Annotated in this window: 1 tRNA gene; it reads right to left on the bottom strand. The window is 47.6% G+C overall.

The annotated features are described in order from the left end of the window. Positions 1-54: 54 nt before the first annotated feature. Positions 55-141 (bottom strand) — tRNA-Ser (locus tag HMPREF3090_RS02880). Between the last annotated feature and the right edge of the window lie 65 nt (positions 142-206).

The raw sequence follows: 206 nt of genomic DNA, 5'->3' as shown, positions 1-206 counted from the left end.
GCGGTGTCTTAACCGCTTGACCAACGGGCCAATACACTTAATATTTAAATGTTACGGAGAGTAAGGGATTCGAACCCTTGAAACAGTTTCCCGTTTACATGATTTCCAATCATGCTCCTTCGGCCTCTCGGACAACTCTCCAGGCTGGATTGCAGGATTATCCTCACTCACCAACTCCGCAAGTAGGACTCGAACCTACGACATCT

The organism is Aerococcus sp. HMSC23C02 (genome assembly GCF_001806805.1).
In the GTDB taxonomy this organism is placed as follows: domain Bacteria; phylum Bacillota; class Bacilli; order Lactobacillales; family Aerococcaceae; genus Aerococcus; species Aerococcus sanguinicola.
This window is presented reverse-complemented; position numbering and strand designations above follow the sequence as displayed.